Origin of the sequence: Rhodococcus sp. DMU1 (assembly GCF_012272955.1) — a bacterium.
Classification (GTDB): domain Bacteria; phylum Actinomycetota; class Actinomycetes; order Mycobacteriales; family Mycobacteriaceae; genus Rhodococcus; species Rhodococcus aetherivorans.
The window spans coordinates 4,003,173-4,017,740 of sequence record NZ_CP050952.1 but is presented as its reverse complement, the minus strand read 5'-3'; the positions used below and the strand labels follow the sequence as shown (position 1 = coordinate 4,017,740).

General features: G+C 72.2%; 13 protein-coding genes. 11 read left to right on the top strand and 2 right to left on the bottom strand.

The window, feature by feature from the left end:
- Window positions 1-55: 55 nt before the first annotated feature.
- Genes glmS through tsaD form a run of 8 tightly spaced genes read left to right on the top strand, consistent with a single transcriptional unit; the run spans window position 56 to window position 8,445 of the window.
- A complete protein-coding gene (gene glmS / locus HFP48_RS18535) occupies window positions 56-1,921 on the top strand; it encodes a glutamine--fructose-6-phosphate transaminase (isomerizing) (RefSeq protein ID WP_029544805.1) in 1,866 nt (621 codons plus the stop codon).
- A 20-nt stretch (window positions 1,922-1,941) separates the two neighbouring features.
- Complete coding sequence (locus tag HFP48_RS18530) at window positions 1,942-3,438, top strand: NAD(P)H-hydrate dehydratase (RefSeq protein WP_006934938.1); 1,497 nt, start codon at window positions 1,942-1,944, stop codon at window positions 3,436-3,438.
- A 59-nt stretch (window positions 3,439-3,497) separates the two neighbouring features.
- Entirely contained in the window at window positions 3,498-4,682 is a 1,185-nt protein-coding gene (gene alr, locus HFP48_RS18525; protein WP_029544801.1) for an alanine racemase, read from the top strand.
- A complete protein-coding gene (locus HFP48_RS18520; RefSeq protein ID WP_029544798.1) occupies window positions 4,679-5,737 on the top strand; it encodes an alpha/beta hydrolase in 1,059 nt (352 codons plus the stop codon). Before alr ends, HFP48_RS18520 begins: the two co-directional genes overlap by 4 nt.
- Entirely contained in the window at window positions 5,730-6,215 is a 486-nt protein-coding gene (gene tsaE, locus HFP48_RS18515) for a tRNA (adenosine(37)-N6)-threonylcarbamoyltransferase complex ATPase subunit type 1 TsaE (RefSeq protein WP_006940019.1), read from the top strand. The genes HFP48_RS18520 and tsaE overlap by 8 nt, the downstream gene beginning before the upstream one ends.
- Before the next feature lie 30 nt (window positions 6,216-6,245).
- On the top strand, window positions 6,246-6,920 hold the full coding sequence (tsaB, locus tag HFP48_RS18510) for a tRNA (adenosine(37)-N6)-threonylcarbamoyltransferase complex dimerization subunit type 1 TsaB (RefSeq protein WP_168579852.1): 675 nt from the start codon (window positions 6,246-6,248) through the stop codon (window positions 6,918-6,920).
- Window positions 6,917-7,408, top strand: a complete 492-nt coding sequence (rimI, locus tag HFP48_RS18505) for a ribosomal protein S18-alanine N-acetyltransferase (protein WP_168579851.1) — start codon at window positions 6,917-6,919, stop codon at window positions 7,406-7,408. Before tsaB ends, rimI begins: the two co-directional genes overlap by 4 nt.
- Window positions 7,405-8,445 (top strand): tRNA (adenosine(37)-N6)-threonylcarbamoyltransferase complex transferase subunit TsaD, encoded by a 1,041-nt coding sequence (gene tsaD, locus HFP48_RS18500; protein ID WP_006940025.1) that lies wholly within the window; start codon window positions 7,405-7,407, stop codon window positions 8,443-8,445. Before rimI ends, tsaD begins: the two co-directional genes overlap by 4 nt.
- Before the next feature lie 31 nt (window positions 8,446-8,476).
- Here tsaD and HFP48_RS18495 read toward each other — a convergent pair whose 3' ends face one another.
- Window positions 8,477-9,994 (bottom strand): Hsp70 family protein, encoded by a 1,518-nt coding sequence (locus tag HFP48_RS18495; RefSeq protein WP_029544794.1) that lies wholly within the window; start codon window positions 9,992-9,994, stop codon window positions 8,477-8,479.
- 697 nt (window positions 9,995-10,691) lie between these two features.
- On the opposite strand from HFP48_RS18495, the gene groES reads away from it, so the two are divergent.
- Window positions 10,692-10,994: a co-chaperone GroES gene (gene groES / locus HFP48_RS18490; RefSeq protein ID WP_003938034.1), complete on the top strand. Its 303-nt coding sequence runs from the start codon at window positions 10,692-10,694 to the stop codon at window positions 10,992-10,994.
- An 86-nt stretch (window positions 10,995-11,080) separates the two neighbouring features.
- The gene (gene groL, locus HFP48_RS18485) at window positions 11,081-12,697 is read left to right on the top strand and encodes a chaperonin GroEL (RefSeq protein WP_006940029.1); all 1,617 of its coding nucleotides are present in this window, start codon (window positions 11,081-11,083) and stop codon (window positions 12,695-12,697) included.
- A 105-nt stretch (window positions 12,698-12,802) separates the two neighbouring features.
- Here the strand turns inward: groL and HFP48_RS18480 are convergent, their stop codons facing one another.
- A complete protein-coding gene (locus HFP48_RS18480) occupies window positions 12,803-13,096 on the bottom strand; it encodes a WhiB family transcriptional regulator (protein WP_029544792.1) in 294 nt (97 codons plus the stop codon).
- A gap of 523 nt (window positions 13,097-13,619) precedes the next feature.
- Between HFP48_RS18480 and HFP48_RS18475 the strand changes: the two genes are divergently transcribed.
- A complete protein-coding gene (locus HFP48_RS18475; RefSeq protein ID WP_006940032.1) occupies window positions 13,620-14,462 on the top strand; it encodes a hypothetical protein in 843 nt (280 codons plus the stop codon).
- The last annotated feature ends 106 nt before the right edge of the window (window positions 14,463-14,568 follow it).

Genomic DNA, 14,568 nt, shown 5'->3' with positions numbered 1-14,568 from the left:
GCCGGGACGTGGACGAGTTGTTACCGGCGGGTCGCGGACCAGTACCCTGCTAACCATGTGCGGAATCGTGGGGTACGTCGGGCATCGCCCGGCTCTCGATGTCGTGGTGGAGGCACTGCGGCGGATGGAGTACCGGGGCTACGACTCGGCCGGTGTGGCGGTCCTGGACGGTGCGGGCGGCCTGGCCGTCGAGCGCAAGGCGGGCCGGCTGGCCAATCTCGAGGCCGAGCTCGACGAGGTGGGGGTGGAGCACTTCGCCGGCACCACCGGCATGGGGCACACCCGGTGGGCCACGCACGGTCGTCCCACCGACCGCAATGCGCATCCGCACCGGGACGGGTCGGGGAAGGTGGCGGTGGTGCACAACGGCATCATCGAGAACTTCGCGCCGCTGCGGGTGGAGCTCGAGAAGGCCGGGGTGGAGTTCGCCAGCGACACCGACACCGAGGTGGCGGTGCATCTGGTGGCCCGGGCGTATGCGGACGGGCCGACCGCGGGGGACTTCGAGGCCAGTGCGCTGTCGGTGCTGCGCCGGCTCGAGGGGGCCTTCACGCTGGTGTTCACCCATGCCGACCATCCGGACACGATCGTCGCGGCGCGCCGGTCGACGCCGCTGGTCGTCGGGGTCGGCGACGGCGAGACGTTCGTGGCCTCGGACGTGGCCGCGTTCATCGAGCACACCCGGCACGCGGTGGAGCTGGGCCAGGACCAGGTGGTGGTGATCACCGCCGACGGGTATCAGGTGTCCGATTTCGACGGCGGCACCGACGTGGTGACCCGCCCGTTCGAGATCGACTGGGATCTGGCGGCCGCCGAGAAGGGCGGCCACGACTACTTCATGCTCAAGGAGATCGAGGAGCAGCCCGCCGCGGTGGCCGACACGCTGCTCGGGCACTTCGCCGGGGGCCGCATCGTGCTCGACGAGCAGCGGCTGTCGGATCAGGAGCTGCGCGACGTGGACAAGGTGTTCGTCGTCGCGTGTGGCAGCGCCTACCACTCGGGTCTGGTGGCCAAGTACGCGATCGAGCACTGGACGCGGTTGCCGGTGGAGGTCGAGCTCGCCAGCGAGTTCCGGTACCGGGATCCGGTGCTGGACCGGTCGACGCTGGTGGTGGCGATCTCGCAGTCCGGGGAAACCGCCGACACCCTCGAGGCGGTGCGGCACGCGAAGGATCAGAAGGCACGGGTGCTGGCGGTGTGCAACACCAACGGCGCGCAGATCCCCCGGGAGGCCGACGCGGTGCTCTACACCCGGGCCGGCCCGGAGATCGGGGTGGCCTCGACCAAGGCGTTCCTGGCGCAGGTCGCCGCGAACTACCTGGTGGGGTTGGCGCTGGCGCAGGCCCGCGGCACCAAGTACCCGGACGAGGTGGCCCGCGAGTACGCCGATCTGGCCGCGATGCCGCACCTGATCGCGCGGGTGCTCGAGACGGTCGAGCCGGTGCGGCGCCTGGCGCGGGAGCTGGCGGCGTCGTCGACGGTGCTGTTCCTGGGCCGGCACGTGGGGTATCCGGTGGCGCTCGAGGGTGCGCTCAAGCTCAAGGAGCTGGCGTACATGCACGCCGAGGGCTTCGCCGCCGGCGAGCTCAAGCACGGTCCGATCGCGCTGATCGAGGACGGGCTGCCGGTGATCGTGGTGATGCCGTCGCCGAAGGGCCGGGCGGTGCTGCACTCGAAGCTGCTGAGCAACATCCGGGAGATCCAGGCCCGCGGTGCCCGCACCGTGGTGATCGCGGAGGAGGGCGACGAGGCGGTGCGGCCGTTCGCCGACCACCTGATCGAGATCCCCGCCGCGCCGACGTTGCTGCAGCCGCTGCTGTCGACCGTGCCGCTGCAGGTCTTCGCCGCCGAGGTCGCCCAGGCGCGCGGCTACGACGTCGACAAGCCACGCAACCTCGCCAAGTCCGTGACGGTGGAATAGCGACCCCGGCGGGAGGCCCGATGCGCAGCTACTACCCGTGCGAGCAGGTGCGGGCGGCGGAGGCGCCGCTGCTCGCCGCCCTGCCCGAGGGCACGCTGATGCGCCGCGCCGCGTTCGGGCTCGCCCGGGTCGCGGCGGCGGAACTGCGCTCGCGCACCGGCGCCGTCGCCGGTCGTCGCGTGACCCTGCTCGTCGGATCGGGCGACAACGGCGGCGACGCCCTGTGGGCGGGCGCGTTCCTGCGCCGCCGCGGGGTCGCGGTCACGGCGCTGCTCCTCGACCCCGAGCGGGCGCACCGGGCGGGACTGGCGGCGCTGCGCGCCGCCGGCGGGCGCGCCGTACCGGCGGATCCGGACCGGATCGGTGACCCGGACCTCGTGCTCGACGGCGTTGTCGGCATCTCCGGCCGGGGCCCGCTGCGCCCGGCCGCGGCCGCGGTGGTCGAGCAGATCACCGCCCCGATCGTGGCCGTGGACACCCCGAGCGGCGTCGACCCGGACACCGGCGCCGTCGACGGGCCGGCCGTGACCGCGGCCGTGACCGTCACATTCGGCGCCTACAAGCCGGTCCACGCCCTCGCGCCCACCCGGTGCGGGCGGGTCGAGCTCGTCGACATCGGTCTCGAGCTGCCGCCGCCGTGCATGGTGGCGGCCGAGCCCGCCGAGATCGGAGCAATCTGGCCGGTCCCGGGCGCCGACGACGACAAGTACAGCCAGGGCGTCGTGGGCATCGTCGCGGGCAGCGCCCGGTTCCCGGGCGCCGGCGTGCTCTGCGCCGGCGCAGCGGTGGCCGCGACGTCCGGCATGGTCCGCTACGCCGGCAGCGCCGCCCCCGTCGTGCTGGCCCGGTTCCCCGAGGTGGTGGCCGCGCCGTCGTTCGCCGAGGCGGGCCGCGTCCAGGCATGGGTGATCGGGCCGGGCGGCGGCACCGATCACCAGGCGGCCGACACGTTGCGCGACGTGCTGGCCACCGATCTTCCCGTCCTCGTCGACGCCGACGGGCTGACGCTGCTGTCGCGGCAGCCGGACCTGGTCCGCGGCCGGCGGGCTCCGACCCTGCTGACACCGCATGCCGGGGAGTTCGCGCGGCTCACCGGACGCCGGCCCGAGCCGGACCGGGTGGCGGCGGTGCGGGCACTGGCCGCCGACTGGCGGGTTCACGTACTGCTCAAGGGCCGGTCGACGCTGATCGCGAACCCGGACGGGCACGTGTTCGTCAACGAGGCGGGCGGGTCGTGGGCGGCCACCGCCGGCGCGGGCGACGTGCTGTCCGGGATGATCGGGGCACTGATGTCCGCGGGGATGGCTCCGGATCTCGCGGCCGCGGCGGGCGCGCGCGCCCACTCCACCGCCGCGGATCTCGCCGCGCGCGGCGGGCACGATCTCGCCGCTCGCGGCGGTCGCGATCTCGCCGCTCGCGGCGGTGAACCCGGTTGGGCCGCCCCAACTTCGGCGAGCGCGATCCTGGATCGGGTGCCCGCGGCGGTGCGGAGCCTGCGGGGCATGGCCGAATCGTGATCCCGACACCTGCCACCGTGCTGCGGGCCACTTCGTCCGCAGTGGCAGGATCGAGATTCATGACCACGGCCGAACCCCGACCCCGCAACCACCTCCACCACGACCTGCCGCAGGCCGAGGCGTTGATCGACCTCGACGCCGTGGCCGAGAACGTGCGGCGGCTGCGGGAGTACGCAGGGGAGGCGGCGGTGATGGCCGTGGTCAAGGCCGACGCGTACAACCACGGTGCCGTCCCGGTGGCCCGGGCCGCGCTCGCCGCCGGCGCGCGGGAGCTGGGGGTGACGACCCTGACCGAGGCGCTCGAGCTGCGCCGCGCGGGGATCGACGCGCCCGTGCTGTCGTGGCTGCACACCGTCGACGCCGACTTCGCCCCCGCCATCGCCGCCGGCGTCGAGCTGGGGGTGTCGTCGACGCGGCATCTCGCGTCGATCGTCGCCGCGGCTCGGGAGACGGGTGTGACCGCGGTGCTCACCGCGAAGATCGACACCGGCCTCAACCGCAACGGCGTGGCACGGGACGAGTGGCCGGCGTTCCTGCGGGATCTGGGCCGGGCCCGGGCGGAGGGGGCGATCCGGCTGCGCGGCGCCTTCTCCCATCTCGCACACGCGGACGAACTCGACCACCCCGAGATCGACTGCCAGCGGGACCGGCTGCGCGAGGCCGTCGCCGACCTGAGCCGCCACGGCATGAAGCCCGAGGTGGTGCACCTGTCGAACTCGGCAGCGACCGTTACCCGCCCCGACCTGCGTTTTGACATGGTCAGACCGGGTATAGCGATGTACGGGTTGTCCCCGATCCCCGAGGTCGGGGACTTCGGGTTCCGGCCCGCGATGACGTTGCGAACGAGGGTGGCGCTGGTGAAGAAGGTGACTGCAGGGTCCGGAGTGTCCTACGGGCATCGCTGGGTGGCGCCCGCCGACACCACCGTGGCCCTGCTGCCGATGGGATACGCCGACGGAATCCGGCGTAATCTCAGCGGCCGGTTCGAGGTGCAGCTCGGCGGACGCCGCCGACCGCAGCTCGGCCGCGTGTGCATGGACCAGGTCGTGGTCGATCTCGGACCGGACGGGGACGGAGTAAAAGAAGGCGATACCGCGTTCTTCTTCGGTGACGGTAGCCATGGCGAGCCCGCCGCGCAGGACTGGGCCGACCTACTGGACACCATCAATTACGAGGTGGTCACCGGCGTGGGCGGGCGCACCGTCCGCACCTACGTCGGTGGCGGAGGAGGCGAGCAGCGATGACGCTGTTGGGCAGTTTGGGGCTGTTGGGTGCGAGCCTGGCCACGCTCGGCTCGAACGCGGGGCTGTACGCGGTGCGCACCGCGGGCCTGCCCGCGCACGAGATCTACGGCGAGGAAGATTTCGACGCGATGCTCGCGCTGCCCAAGCGCACCGTGCGTACCGAGGACGGCGTCGACCTCGCCGTCCGGGAGGTGGGTTCGGCCCTGGCGCCGCTGACGATCGTGTTCGTGCACGGGTACTGCCTGCGCATGCAGTCCTGGCATCTGCAGATGCGCCATCTGCAGGAGCGGTGGGGCAAGGACGTGCGGATGGTCTTCTACGACCAGCGCGGCCACGGGGAATCCGCCGTGTCGACGTCGAAGTCCTGCACCATCGCCCAGCTCGGCCGCGATCTGGGCACCGTCATCGACACCGTCGTCCCCACCGGCCCGGTCGTCGTGGTCGGGCACTCGATGGGCGGGATGACGACCATCGCCCTGGCCGCCCAGCGCCCGGAGTTGTTCGACGAACGCATCGTCGGGGTGGGCCTGCTCGCCACCACCGCCGCCGGGCTGACCAAGACCGGCATCGGCCGTAACCTCGAGAACCCGGTGATCGACGCGTTCCGGCATCTGGCCCGCACCGCGCCGGGGTTCGTGCAGTACGCCCGTGGGGCCGCCAAGGCGATCATCGCGCCGATCCTGCGCGCCGCGTCCTACGGGACGGTGGTCAGCCCGAAGCTGGTGGAGTTCTCCGACCGGATGCTGGCGGAAACCTCGGTGCTGACCATCGTGAACTTCCTGCGCACCCTCGAACTGCACGACGAGTCGGCGGCGTTGCCGGTGCTCGGACAGGTGCCCGTGCTGGTGCTGTGCGGGGACGCCGACATGATCATCCCGTTCTCCGGCTCCGAGGAGCTCGCAGCGGCGTTGCCGGACGTCGAGCTCAAGCGGGTCCGCGGGGCCGGGCACCTGGTCCAGCTCGAGTTCCCCGAGGTCGTCGTCGGTGCGCTGGACCGGCTCATCCAGCGCGGGTTCGCCCACGACGCCGGCAGGAGGCGCGCCGCAATTGGGTGACGATCGCTCCACCGGCACACGCACCGAGCAGTATGCCGAGCTGCCCACGGTCGAGGACACCGAGGCGTTGGGCCGCCGCCTGGCACGCGAACTGCACGCGGGTGATCTCGTCGTCCTGGACGGTCCGCTCGGTGCCGGGAAGACCGCCCTGACCCGCGGAATCGCCGCGGGCCTGGGGGTACAGGGCCGGGTCACCTCGCCGACCTTCGTCATCGCGCGCGAGCATCGCCCCGGCGATCGCGCCGGTGGCGAACCCGTGGGGATGATCCACGTCGACGCCTACCGCCTCGGGGACGGTCCGAACGCCCTCGACGAACTCGATGCCCTGGACCTCGACACCGACCTGACCGCCGCCGTGGTCGTCGTGGAATGGGGTGAGGGGCTGGTCGAGACACTGACCGAGCGGCACCTGCGGGTGCGGCTGCGCCGCGAACCGGACTCGGACGTGCGCACCGCCACCTGGTCCTGGGTGGGGTGACCGCCGCGCTCGGCGGTACTCTGGATACTCGTGCTCGTTCTCGCCGTGGATACCGCCACCCCCGCTGTCACCGCAGGTCTCGTCCGGGTAGACGACGGCGGTGAACCCGGGGGCGTCGACATCGAGACGTTGGCCGTGCGGGTCACGGACAATCCACGCGCCCACGCCGAGGTGCTGACTCCGCAGATCCTCGACTGCCTGTCGTCCACCGGCCACACGCCGGCCGACCTCGACGCCGTCGTCGTCGGTGTCGGCCCCGGCCCGTTCACGGGCCTGCGTGTCGGTATGGCGACCGCCGCGGCCTTCGGCGACGCCCTCGGCGTGCCGGTGCACGGCGTGTGCAGCCTCGACGCGATCGCGGCCGACGTCCACGGCACGGACGGCGACGGTGATCTGCTCGTCGTCACCGACGCCCGTCGCCGCGAGGTGTACTGGGCGCGGTACTCCGGTGGCCACCGCGTCGAGGGGCCGGGCGTGTGCAAGCCGGCGGAGCTGAAGGCGGAGCCGTCGCTGCGGATCGCCGGGTCCCGCCCGCACACCGACCTTTTCGCGCTGCCCGCACATCCGGTGGCCACACCGTCTCCGGCGGGCCTGGTCGCCGTCGCCGTCACGGACCTGCTCGCCGGGGTGGAGCCCGAGCCCCTGGTGCCCCTCTACCTGCGCCGGCCCGATGCGGTGGAGACGGCGGACCGGAAGAAGAAATGAGCCCCCACGACCCGCTTCCCCTCGTCGACGCGCTGCAGCCGTCCGACGTCGCACGGTGCGCCGAGCTGGAACGGATCCTGTTCCCCGGCGACGACCCGTGGAGCGCCGGCGCCTTCCGCGCCGAGCTGGCGGCGCCGCAGAACCACTACGTCGCCGCCCGCGACGAAGGCCGGCTGATCGGCTACGCCGGTCTCGCCCGTCTCGGCACCGGAATCCATCCGGAGTCCGAGGTCCACACCATCGGTGTGGACCCGCAGCAGCGGCGCCGCGGCGTCGGTGGCGCGCTGCTCGCCGAGCTGTTGCGGGCGGCCGACGCCTGGGGCGGCCCCGTGTTCCTGGAGGTGCGCACCGACAACGACGCGGCGATCGCGCTGTACCGCCGGGAGGGTTTCGAGATCGTCGGGACCAGGAAGCGGTACTACCAGCCGAGCGGCGCCGACGCGTACACCATGTGCCGGCCGGACCGGCGGAAGGAGTCACAGTCGTGATCGTGATGGGCATCGAGAGCTCGTGCGACGAGACGGGCGTCGGCATCGTCCGGTGGGTCGGCGACGGCACCCTCGAACTGCTCGCCGACGAGGTGGCCTCCAGCGTCGACGAACACGCCCGGTTCGGCGGCGTCGTCCCGGAGATCGCGTCCCGCGCACACCTCGAGGCGATCGTCCCGACCATGCGACGGGCGCTCGCCGCGGCCGGGATCGCCAAGCCCGACGCCGTGTGCGTGACGATCGGTCCCGGCCTCGCCGGTGCGCTGCTCGTCGGTGTCGCCGCAGCCAAGGCCTACGCGGCGGCGTGGGACGTGCCGTTCTACGCGATCAACCACCTCGGCGGGCACGTCGCGGTGGACACGATCGAGCACGGGCCGATGCCGCCGTGCGTGGCGCTGCTGGTCTCCGGCGGGCACACGCACCTGCTACACGTCGAGGACCTCGGCCGCACGCCGATCGTCGAGCTCGGCACCACGGTCGACGACGCGGCCGGGGAGGCCTTCGACAAGGTGGCGCGTTTGCTCGGGCTGGGTTTTCCGGGCGGTCCGGCGCTGGACCGGGCCGCGCAGGACGGCGACCGCACCGCGGTGGTGTTCCCGCGGGGGATGACGGGGCCGCGCGACGCCCGGCACGACTTCTCCTTCTCCGGGCTCAAGACGGCCGTCGCGCGGTTCGTCGAGGCGCGCGAGCGCGCCGGCGAGCCCGTCCCGCTCGCGGACGTGGCGGCCGGTTTCCAGGAGTCGGTGGCCGACGTGCTGACGATGAAGGCGGTGCGGGCCGCGCAGGATGTGGGCGTGGACACCCTGGTCCTCGGGGGTGGGGCCACCGCCAATTCCCGCTTGCGGGAACTCGCCGAGGAGCGCTGCGCCGCCGCGGGGATCACGCTGCGGGTGCCGCGGCCGCGGTTGTGCACCGACAACGGGGTGATGATCGCGGCGCTGGGGGCGCACCTGATCGCCGGAGGTGCGCAGCCGTCCGCGCTCACCGTCGGGACCGACCCCGGGCTGCCGGTCGAGATCGCTCAGGTGCCGGCCTGACCGTCCGCTGCGGGGGATCGGCCGGTGCGGCTCAGCCGACCGGCGACGGTTCGATGCGCAACGGGGACGAACTCGTCGTTCCCTCCGCCGGGGCGGCGGTCGAGGAGGTGTCGGTCGTCGTCTCGGCGGGTGCGGACTCGGTCGTCGGCGCGGACGTCGTCGGGCTCGGTGTCGTGCTCTCGGGCGGTGTCGTACCGGGCGGTGTCGGCAGCGGGACGGTCGGCAACGAAACGCTCGGCAGGGTTCCCGGGAACTGCCACGGCCGGTCGGTGCCCGGGGCCTCCGGGGGCGACTCGGGCCGGTCGGTGGTGGTCGACTCCGGCGTGCTGGGCGGCGTGGTCGTCGCCGAGGTGCTCGTCGGGGGTAGCGACCCGGTGGGGTAGGGGTCCGGCGCGGGCGTGCGTGCGTAACCGTTGTCCGGAGCCGTCGTGGTGACGGTGGCGTGAGGATCCTCGGAGGGGATCTGCGTGTGTCCGGTGTCGGGAACCGCCGCCGCAGGCTGGGTGGTGGCCTGGTCGCTGGTGCCGGCGGGGGAGACGGGCGTGTCGTCGGACGCGATCCGGTCGGTCGCGTAGCCGGCGACGAGCGCACCGACGACCAGCGCCCCGGCGAGTGCGCCGGAGACCTTGCCCCCGGGGGTGCTCGGCGTCGGCGCCGAGGCGCCCACCGGCGGATACGACGCGAGGCGTGACGACGCGGCGAGCAGCGCGGCACCGTGGGCCGCTGCCGTGGCCGGTTCCGGCACCGTCACGGCGGTCCCCGCGAACGCGGAGGTCACGGCTCCGGCGAGAGCCGGCATGGCCGCGGCGCCGCCGACGAGGGCGAGCATCTGCGGCCGCGGCTCGGTGCCGCCGCAGATCCGTCGCGTGAACGCCGCGGCGGTGTCGGCGAGATCGGCCACCATCTCGTCGAGTTCGGCGCGGGTCAGGGGCACCGCGGGGCCGGCGTCACCGAGTTCGACCCTGGTGGCCGACGCGGAGCCGAGGGCCTCGAGGGCGCCCTGGCAGCGCACCGTCAACAGGGCGGTGTCGATCGGAATGCGGCCGCGGGTGCGGCCGATCTGGCGGCGCACGTGGTCGTAGACGCGGCCACGGACGGCGTCGCCCCCGACGTCCCCGGTCCGGGCCGAGCGCAGCACCGATCCGGACCGTCGGTCGAAAACGGAGACGGTGAATCCCGATGCCCCGAGGTCGGCGACGGCGAGGGTGTCGGCGGTGTCGACGAGGCCGGTGCCGTGCAGGTAGGCGAAGACGGCGGTCGTCTCCGGAACCAGGTGGACGATGTGGCCGTCGCGCACCGCCGCGGAGCGGATCGCCTCCGCGTGCTCGGGCGTGCGGTAGGCCACCGCCACGGCGTCGGGGACGGCGTGGCCGTCGATCTGGGTGCTCATGAGGGAGAGGGCATCGATGACGAGGTCGCCCAGATCCCCGGCTGCGTCGGGATCGGCGGCGAGAAATCGGTACTCGGTGGTGCGATCCCCGGACCCCTCGACGACGAGGGCTGAGCCCACTCCGGAAGCGCCGGTGGAAATCCCCAGCGACGTGCGCATAGTTCCCCTCCCGTGCGTGACCGGCGGACAGTGACGCGGACGAGGCCGCAATGTCACCGAATGGTCACGCGTTCGGTCTCCGTTATCCGAACGTAACAGACGGGTGGCCGCGAGCGCTCGTCGAAAACCGGCGATCCCCGTCCGTCCGGCCGCGCCGCAGGCCCGGCTACCCCGCCCGTGGACCGGCCGCCGGACGTCGGTGGCGGAGGCGGGCCGAGTCCGGCAGCGCCGCTGTTGTGCCAGCTCGGAGGCGTTCTTCCGGCTCGCAGGGCGAGCACAGTGGCGGGGGAGTGGGCTGTGAGGGGACCGCTGCCCGGCGGGGTGGCCGACCGGGCAGCTCCCGGATACGAATGGTCACGATTCGGTCTCCTCGGTTGCGGACGGGCCCGGCTCATGGGCGGACGGGGGCCGGCCTCCGGCCGTCGTTGCCGGGCGGGCGCGGTCGACCGGAGGGCCGCCCGGGGCCGAGGGGCCTTCGATGGCAGCATGGGGCGCCCGGGGCGACACGGGGACATTCAGCACCCGCTGCCCTTGAGCGCTGGCACTCGCGTGTATAGAGTGCTAGTCGACGCCGAGCGAGTTCCGGCACCCGCGACGACGGGACTGCGCGCGGAGTCACCGTGGTGACTGAACAAACCCTGTCCGAGGACGACAAGAGGCCTCGGACCATCGAACCCCTGAAAGTGGAGGGCTCATCGTGGCGAGCGTGAACATCAAGCCGCTCGAGGACAAGATCCTCGTCCAGGCCAACGAGGCCGAGACGACGACTGCCTCCGGCCTGGTCATCCCGGACACGGCGAAGGAGAAGCCCCAGGAGGGCACCGTCGTCGCCGTCGGCCCCGGCCGCTGGGACGACGAGGGTGAGAAGCGCATCCCCCTCGATGTCAAGGAAGGCGACGTCGTCATCTACAGCAAGTACGGCGGAACCGAGATCAAGTACGCCGGCCAGGAGTACCTGATCCTGTCGGCTCGCGACGTGCTGGCCGTCGTCGCCAAGTAAGCCGCACGCATTCCGCCCCGGAGTTCCGTCTCGGACCCGGGGCGGAATCCGTTCCGGATCCTTCGTTCCAGGAGTAGTCGGAGAACATGTCCAAGCAAATCGAGTTCAACGAGACCGCGCGGCGGGCACTCGAGCGTGGCGTCGATCAGCTCGCCGACGCCGTCAAGGTCACCCTCGGCCCGCGTGGGCGGCACGTGGTGCTCGCCAAGGCGTTCGGCGGTCCGACCGTCACCAACGACGGTGTCAGCATCGCCCGGGAGATCGAGCTGGAGGACCCGTTCGAGAACCTCGGCGCCCAGCTGGTCAAGAGCGTTGCCACCAAGACCAACGATGTCGCCGGTGACGGCACCACCACCGCCACGGTGCTCGCTCAGGCCATCATCAAGGCCGGCCTGAAGAACGTCGCGGCCGGCGCCAACCCCATCGCGCTCGGCAGCGGCATCGCCCAGGCCGCCGAGAAGGTGTCGGAGGCGCTCCTCGCCGCCGCCACCCCGGTCGAGGGCAAGGAAGCCATCGCCCAGGTCGCCACCGTCTCCTCGCGCGACGAGGAGATCGGCACCATGGTCGGCGAGGCCCTGAGCACCGTCGGCAAGGACGGCGTCGTCACCGTCGAGGAGTCCTCGACGCTGCAGACCGAGCTTGTCGTCACCGAGGGCGTCCAGTTCGACAAGGGTTTCCTCTCGCCGTACTTCATCACCGACATCGACGCACAGCAGGCGGTGCTCGAGGATGCCGTCATCCTGATCTACCGCGACAAGATCGGCTCCCTGCCCGACTTCCTGCCGCTGCTCGAGAAGATCGCCGAGAACGGCAAGCCGGTCCTGATCATCGCCGAGGACGTCGAGGGCGAGGTGCTGTCCACCCTGGTGGTCAACTCCATCCGCAAGACCCTCAAGGCCGTCGCGGTCAAGGCGCCGTTCTTCGGTGACCGCCGCAAGGCGTTCCTCGACGATCTCGCCGTCGTCACCGCCGGCACCGTCATCAACGCCGACATCGGGTTGACCCTGAAGGATGCCGGTCTCGACCTGCTCGGTTCGGCCCGACGCGTGGTGGTCACCAAGGACAGCACCACCATCGTGGACGGTGCCGGCACGCAGGAGGACATCCAGAACCGCGTCGCGCAGCTGCGCCGCGAGATCGAGGCCACCGATTCCGACTGGGATCGCGAGAAGCTCGAGGAGCGGCTCGCCAAGCTCTCCGGCGGCATCGCGGTGATCAAGGTCGGCGCTGCCACCGAGACCGACCTCAAGGAGCGCAAGTTCCGTGTCGAGGACGCCGTCAACGCGGCCAAGGCAGCGGTCGAGGAGGGCATCGTGCCCGGCGGCGGTTCGGCGCTGGTGCAGGCCGCCCGTGAGCTGGACGCGCTCGAGAACTCGCTCTCGGGCGACGAGGCCACCGGTGTCGCCGTGCTGCGCGCGGCCCTCACGGCCCCGCTGTACTGGATCGCCAGCAACGCCGGCCTCGACGGGGCGGTCGTGGTGAACAAGGTCGGCGAGGCTCCGGCCGGATCCGGCTTCAACGCGGCCACCCTCACCTACGGCGACCTGATCGCCGACGGTGTCGTGGACCCGGTGAAGGTGACCCGGTCCGCGGTCGTCAACGCCTCCTCGGTGGCACGGATGGTGCTGACCACCGAGAGCGCGGTCGTCGAGAAGCCGGAGGAGGAGGCCGAGGCCGGTCACGGCCACGGCCACGCGCACTAGGGATCCGAACGCCCGGGCCGGCCGCGCGTAACGGTGGCCCGGGTGGCACGAAGCCCCGCACGGAACTTCCGTGCGGGGCTTCGTCGTCCCGGGGGTCGCGGCCGGTCAGACCGCGACCCTCCGTCGTCGGTGCCGCGCGTACATCTCCCGCTCCGTCTCGGACATGCCGCCCCAGATGCCGTACGGCTCGGACACGGCCAGAGCGTGTTCCCGGCACTGCACGATCACCGGGCACTGCCGGCACATCTCCTTGGCCCGGCTCTCGCGCTGCGCCCTGGCCCGGCCACGCTCCCCGTCCGGGTGGAAGAACATCGAGGAGTCCACCCCACGGCACAGTCCGTGCATCTGCCAATCCCAGACGTCCGCGTTGGGTCCGGGCAAGTGGTTCGGTGCAGGCATGGGGCACTCCTTTGCAGCGTGCTCGCCTGGGGCGAGCGGACCGTGGGCGGAAGGTCTTTCCCCCCAAAGCAATTATTCAGGCTTCGTAACCGTAAAGGGGCCGCCGAAATGGAGTCAACAGTTTCGCGGAGTGGCAATTTCCATATCCCGATCCGCGAGAATTAACCACCGAAATATTTACATCGGGGTCGATTCGTGATTGTGTCTTGATGTTGTGCGCCTCGACCGCTCGAGGCTCCGTCCGGTGCCCGGAACAGCCCGGATCAGGGACTATATGCCCTGCAGTCGGCGCGGAAGGGCACCCGTCCGGGCCTCGGGGGCAAGAATGCCGGGGTCGGCGGGCCCGGCGTGCGCGGGTTTGCGTACAGGCGCCATGTCCGCAATTAACAGGCCGTAAACCCAATGTTCAACCGGATGCAGCACAAGTGTCGTGCGGAGTAATTCATGCGCCCCCGGTGCATATTTCCCGGAATGCGGACCACCTCCGCGTCGGGAGGGGGAGATGCGGTGCGATCATGAGGGCGTGCCCGACATCGCCCTTCCGTCCGACGCGTCCGCACTGGCCTCGGCGGCCTTCGGCGCCCGGCCCGGCCTGTTCCCCCTGCCCCTCACCGGCGATCCCGTCGCGTCGTGGCACCGGGCCGTCGCGCTGGGCGGGCAGGGCCGCTACAGCGCGGCCCGGGCGGAACTGACCCGGCTCCGCCGCGCCACGGGCCCCGGCGGAGCGCTCGCGTCCCTCGCGACGAGCACCGAGGCGTCGCTGTTGCGTCAGCTCGGCCGGCATCGTGAGGCATCCGTCCTCGACGGCCGGGCGGTCGCGGCGCTCGCCGGCGCGCCGGCGGACTGCCCGTGGGCCGTCGAGGCTCACTGCGACGCCCTCACGGGCCTGGCGGCGGACGCGCTCGGGTGCGGCCGGCTCCGGCTCGCCGCCCGGCTGCTGGACCGCTGCGCCGCACGTCTCGACGAAGCGGGGGGCGTCCACCCCGAGGCGTTCCGGCGCCAGCGCGTGCGCCTGCACTGGGTCACCGCCGAGACCGCGCTCGCCTCCGGGGACTTCGCCACCGCCCGCCGTCATTCCGCTGCCGCAGCGGCAGGTGCCGAGCGCAGCGGTTCGGTCCGGCACCTGATCAAGTCCGACCTGTTGCAGGCCGCCTCGTGGACCGGCGAGTCCGATCCGACCCCCGCCCGCGACCTGTGCCTGGACGTGCTCGATCGCAGCACCGCGCACGGTCTGGTCCCGCTCCGCTGGGCTGCTTCGATGCTGTGGGACGGACTGGGGGGCGGTGATGCGGCCCGGCGCGTGCGCGACGAGTCGGCCGCCCTCATCGTCCGGCGCGGCGGGAGATTCGCAACGATCCGGGCCTAGAAGTCATCCGTGCGTCCGTTCCGTCCGGTCGTGTCGTTAGTCTGGGGGTGTTCCACTGCGAGTGGAAGCACACCCGGCCGGGGGGTCGTGTCACTTTGTAACGCCA

Bases quoted from the DNA above. Each gene is read 5' to 3' on its own strand.
- glmS (WP_029544805.1), top strand. From the start codon at position 56: ATGTGCGGAATCGTGGGGTACGTCGGGCATCGCCCGGCTCTCGATGTC.
- HFP48_RS18530 (WP_006934938.1), top strand. From the start codon at position 1,942: ATGCGCAGCTACTACCCGTGCGAGCAGGTGCGGGCGGCGGAGGCGCCG.
- alr (WP_029544801.1), top strand. From the start codon at position 3,498: ATGACCACGGCCGAACCCCGACCCCGCAACCACCTCCACCACGACCTG.
- HFP48_RS18520 (WP_029544798.1), top strand. From the start codon at position 4,679: ATGACGCTGTTGGGCAGTTTGGGGCTGTTGGGTGCGAGCCTGGCCACG.
- rimI (WP_168579851.1), top strand. From the start codon at position 6,917: ATGAGCCCCCACGACCCGCTTCCCCTCGTCGACGCGCTGCAGCCGTCC.
- HFP48_RS18495 (WP_029544794.1), bottom strand. From the start codon at position 9,994: ATGCGCACGTCGCTGGGGATTTCCACCGGCGCTTCCGGAGTGGGCTCA.
- groL (WP_006940029.1), top strand. From the start codon at position 11,081: ATGTCCAAGCAAATCGAGTTCAACGAGACCGCGCGGCGGGCACTCGAG.
- HFP48_RS18480 (WP_029544792.1), bottom strand. From the start codon at position 13,096: ATGCCTGCACCGAACCACTTGCCCGGACCCAACGCGGACGTCTGGGAT.